We start from the raw sequence: 4,463 nt of genomic DNA, 5'->3' as shown, positions 1-4,463 counted from the left end.
ATGCCTACACGTCGGCGGCGGCCAACAACGGTTCGGCCTTTGGCGGCCTCAGCGGCAACACGCCCTGGTACAACATCACCATCGGCATCGGCATGCTGATGGGCCGCTTCCTGGTCATCATCTCGGCGCTGGCCATTGCCGGCTCGCTGGTGGCGAAGAAAACGGTTCCGGCCTCCGCCGGCACCTTCCCGACCGACGGCCCGCTGTTCGTCGGGCTGCTGATCGGCGTCATCCTGATCGTCGGTGGCCTCACCTTCTTCCCCGCGCTCGCCGTCGGGCCGATCATCGAGCACCTGGCGATGGCTCACGGGCAGACCTTCTGAGACCGCCATGTCGTGGTTCAATGCCATGCGCCGCAAGGTCGCCCACAGGGACGATCACGGAAAGGAGGAGGGACCTCCTCCTTTCCCGACCCTGTCGACGTTTCTCGGCCTTGCGGCAGTCATGCTCGTCCTCTGGCTGCTGGCCTACGGGCCGCCCCATCTCTTTTCGGCATCCGATCATCCGGTGCCGTCCAACAACACCGAAGCCGGAGCTTCAAAATGAGCAACTCGAAATCAGCCAGCATCATGGATGCCAGCATCCTGCTTCCCGCCATCGGCGGCGCCTTCCGCAAGCTCGACCCGCGCACGCTGGCCAGGAACCCGGTGATGTTCGTCGTTGCCGTCGTCTCGGCGCTCACCACCGTGCTGTTCGTCAAGGACCTGGTCTCCGGCGGCGGCAATCTCGGCTTCACGCTGCAGATCATCATCTGGCTTTGGTTCACCGTGCTGTTCGCCAACTTCGCCGAAGCGGTCGCAGAAGGCCGCGGCAAGGCGCAGGCGGATTCGCTGCGCAAGGCACGCACCGAGACCAAGGCCAAGCTTTTAACCGGTGAAGACCGCACCAAATACAAACTTGTGCCCGGCACCAGCCTCAAGGTCGGCGATGCCGTGCTGGTCGAGGCCGGCGACATCATCCCGTCCGACGGCGAAGTGATCGAAGGCGTCGCTTCGGTCAACGAGGCCGCGATCACGGGCGAATCCGCGCCGGTGATCCGCGAATCCGGCGGCGATCGTTCGGCGGTCACCGGCGGCACGCAGGTGCTGTCCGACTGGGTTCGCGTGCGCATCACGGCGGCTTCCGGCCACACCTTCCTCGACCGCATGATCTCGCTGGTCGAAGGTGCGGAGCGCCAGAAGACGCCGAACGAGATCGCGCTCAACATCCTGCTCGTCGGCATGACGCTGATCTTCGTGCTGGCCACCGCGACGATCCCGAGTTTTGCTTCCTATTCGGGCGGCTACATTTCGGTGACCGTTCTGGTGGCGCTGTTCGTCACCTTGATCCCGACCACGATCGGGGCGCTGCTTTCGGCCATCGGCATCGCCGGGATGGACCGCCTGGTGCGATTCAACGTGCTGGCCATGTCGGGTCGCGCCGTGGAAGCCGCAGGCGACGTCGACACGCTGCTGCTCGACAAGACCGGCACGATCACGCTCGGCAACCGCCAGGCGACGCAGTTCCGCCCGGTCAAGGGCGTCACCGAACAGGAACTGGCCGACGCGGCCCAGCTTGCCTCGCTCGCCGACGAAACGCCGGAAGGCCGTTCCATCGTCGTGCTGGCCAAGGAGAAATACGCCATCCGCGCCCGCGACATGGCAACGCTGCACGCCACCTTCGTGCCCTTCACAGCACAGACCCGTATGAGCGGCGTCGACATCGATGGTTCGTCGGTGCGCAAGGGCGCCGTGGATTCCGTGCTTGCCCATGTCAACCAATCGACGGTCGCAGCCCATGCCACGCGGCCCGGCAGCGATACCGTCAGGGATCTCCAGGCCATCGCCGACGAGATCGCCAAGTCCGGCGGCACGCCGCTGGCGGTCGAACGCGACGGCCGCCTGCTCGGCGTCATCCACCTCAAGGACATCGTCAAGGGCGGCATCAGGGAGCGCTTCACCGAACTGCGCCGCATGGGCATCCGCACGGTGATGATCACCGGCGACAACCCGATGACGGCGGCGGCGATCGCCGCGGAAGCCGGCGTCGACGACTTCCTCGCCCAGGCCACACCGGAGGACAAGCTGAAGCTGATCCGCGACGAACAGGCCAAGGGCAAGCTGGTTGCCATGTGCGGCGACGGCACCAACGATGCGCCGGCCCTCGCGCAAGCCGATGTCGGTGTCGCCATGAACACCGGCACGGTCGCCGCCCGCGAGGCCGGCAACATGATCGATCTCGACAGCGATCCGACCAAGCTCATCGAGATCGTCGAGATCGGCAAGGCGCTCTTGATGACGCGGGGTTCGCTGACGACCTTCTCGATCGCCAACGACGTCGCCAAATATTTCGCCATCATCCCGGCGATGTTCGCCGTCTTCTACGTCGCACCGGGACAGACGACCGGTCCGCTGCAGGCACTCAACGTCATGCATCTGGCGACGCCGCAGAGTGCCATCCTGTCGGCCATCATCTTCAACGCGCTGATCATCATCGCGCTGATCCCGCTGTCGCTGAAGGGCGTCAAATATCGGGCCATCGGCGCCGGCGCGCTGCTCAGCCGCAATCTTCTCGTCTACGGCCTCGGCGGCCTCATCGTGCCTTTCGTCGGCATCAAGGCGATCGACATGATCGTCACCACGCTTGGCCTCGCTTAACTCTTTGTTTTAACGCAATTCCCTAGGGAAAACCGCTTCACACTTTTCCTGGAATTGCTTTGAGGAACATCTCCATGCTCACCCAGATAAGACCCGCGATCATCATGATCGTCTTCTTCACGGTCCTGACCGGCCTGATCTATCCCCTGGGCATGACCGGCATCGCCCAGGCGCTGTTTCCGCGGCAGGCCAATGGCAGCCTGGTCGAGAGGGACGGCAAGATCATCGGCTCCGAATCGATCGGCCAGGGGTTTGCCAGCGACAAGTATTTCCACGGCCGCCCTTCGGCTGCCGGCGACGGCTACAATGCAGCCTCCTCGAGCGGCAGCAATCTCGGCCCGACCAGTCCCAAGCTGATCGACCGCATCAAGGGCGACGCCGAGAAGTTGAAAGCGGAAAACCCGAACCAGCCTGTTCCGATGGATCTGGTGACGACGTCCGGCAGTGGCCTCGATCCCGACATCAGCCCGGAAGCCGCCTACTTCCAGGTCGCTCGGGTGGCCAAGGCCAGGGGCATCGAGGAAGCCAGGGTCAAGGCGCTTGTCGATGCCCAAGTCGAGGGCAGGGAACTCGGCTTCATGGGCGAGCCTGTGGTCAATGTGCTTGGCCTCAACCTTGCGCTGGACGTAGCGAAAGAGTGAATGGCGGCGGCCGGGGATCGACAGTACCCCCGGCGCCATCCATGATCGATCCCGATGCCTGACGACAGAAGCAGCGACACCAGACCCTCGCCCGACGCACTGCTTGACCATGCCGAGCGGGAGGGTCGCGGCCGCCTGAGAATTTTCCTCGGCGCGGCACCGGGCGTCGGCAAAACCTATGAGATGCTGATGTCGGGCCGCGCCAGGCTGGCCGACGGCGTGGATGTGGTGATCGGCGTCGTCGAGACGCATGGCCGCAAGGAAACAACGGCCCTGGTCGAGGGCTATGAGGTCATTCCCCGCCGCAAGGTCGACTACAAGGGGCGTATCCTCGACGAGATGGATATCGACGCCATCCTCGCCCGGCGCCCGGCGCTGGTTCTTGTCGACGAGCTCGCCCACACCAACGCGCCCGGCAGCCGCCACCCCAAGCGCTACCTCGACGTCCAGGAGATCCTGACGCACGGCATCGACGTCTATACGACGCTTAACATCCAGCATGTCGAAAGCCTGAACGACGTCGTCGCCCAGATCACCAAGGTCAGGGTTCGCGAGACGGTTCCCGATTCCATCATCGACCAGGCCGACGATGTCGAGATCATCGATCTCACCCCCGACGACCTGATCAAGCGGCTCGAGGAAGGCAAGGTCTATTTCCCCAACACCGCGCAGCGCGCGATCGAGAACTATTTCTCGCCGGGCAATCTGACGGCGCTCAGGGAACTGGCGCTGCGCCGCACCGCGCAGCGTGTCGACGACCAGTTGCTCATCCATATGCAGGCGCACGCCATTCCAGGACCGTGGGCGGCAGGCGAAAGGGTCCTCGTCTGCCTCGACGCGCGACCTGGAGGAGCGGCCCGCGTGCGCTATGCGCGCAGGCTGGCCGACCGGCTGCGTGCGCCGTGGACGGCGCTGCACGTCGACAGCACGCGCTCGGCCAGCATGCCCGAGAATGACAAGGACCGGCTGGCGACGAACCTGCGCCTTGCCCAGCAGCTTGGCGCCGAGGTGACGACCATTCCGGGTCAGAATGTGGCGCAGGACATCGTGCGTTATGCGACGGCGAACAATTTTACCCATATCGTCGTCGGCAGGCCGACCCGGTCGCGCTGGCGCGAATTGATCGAAGGCTCGCTCACCTACGATCTCATCCGCAATGCCGGCGATATCAGCGTCCATGTCATTT

At 64.4% G+C, this 4,463-nt stretch carries 5 protein-coding genes; all 5 read left to right on the top strand.

Annotation, left to right across the window (positions count from 1 at the left end):
- Positions 1–323: potassium-transporting ATPase subunit KdpA (locus tag ENZ74_RS23125; protein WP_206522314.1), on the top strand; the 323-nt coding region annotated here is incomplete at its 5' end.
- A gap of 25 nt (positions 324–348) precedes the next feature.
- Positions 349–546, top strand: a complete 198-nt coding sequence (locus tag ENZ74_RS23120) for a hypothetical protein (RefSeq protein WP_224621338.1) — start codon at positions 349–351, stop codon at positions 544–546.
- Positions 543–2,636 carry a potassium-transporting ATPase subunit KdpB gene (kdpB, locus tag ENZ74_RS23115; RefSeq protein ID WP_063168982.1) on the top strand — a complete coding sequence of 698 codons (2,094 nt, stop codon included), beginning with the start codon at positions 543–545 and terminating at the stop codon, positions 2,634–2,636. The genes ENZ74_RS23120 and kdpB overlap by 4 nt, the downstream gene beginning before the upstream one ends.
- A gap of 74 nt (positions 2,637–2,710) precedes the next feature.
- A complete protein-coding gene (gene kdpC, locus ENZ74_RS23110; protein ID WP_063168981.1) occupies positions 2,711–3,277 on the top strand; it encodes a potassium-transporting ATPase subunit KdpC in 567 nt (188 codons plus the stop codon).
- A gap of 54 nt (positions 3,278–3,331) precedes the next feature.
- Positions 3,332–4,463 (top strand): universal stress protein (locus tag ENZ74_RS23105; protein WP_164761150.1); only part of this gene is annotated, 1,132 nt, incomplete at its 3' end.

The sequence above is a fragment of the Mesorhizobium sp. M7A.F.Ca.CA.002.15.2.1 genome, from assembly GCF_003998715.1.
Lineage (GTDB): Bacteria > Pseudomonadota > Alphaproteobacteria > Rhizobiales > Rhizobiaceae > Mesorhizobium > Mesorhizobium ciceri.
Note: the sequence above shows the minus strand (reverse complement) of the source record. Positions and strands in the feature narration are given on the sequence as shown.